The organism is Arthrobacter sp. Y3221157, assembly GCF_059089865.1.
This window is the reverse complement of the sequence record NZ_JBNHFD010000271.1, coordinates 1-201: the sequence shown is the minus strand read 5'-3', so window position 1 is coordinate 201 and position 201 is coordinate 1. Positions and strand designations below refer to the sequence as shown.

At 63.2% G+C, this 201-nt stretch carries 1 protein-coding gene; it reads left to right on the top strand.

The features are described from left to right. Window positions 1–201, top strand: a 201-nt coding sequence (locus AC5RTT_RS20970; RefSeq protein WP_494146749.1) for a hypothetical protein, incomplete at both ends; no start/stop codon positions are given.

Genomic DNA, 201 nt, shown 5'->3' with positions numbered 1-201 from the left:
TGGGCAAGCCGAACCTGAAGACCTACGGCCTGATCACCGTCATCCCGGGCGAAACCGACGAAGAGGCCCAGGCCCGGATGGACTACTTCAACGCCGGGGTCGACAAGGAATGCCTGGCCGACATCGCCGCCGGCTACGAGCAGAACAAGAGCTTCAAGGAGCTCAGCGACTCCTCCAAGTCCCTCATCGGCGGCGAGAAGC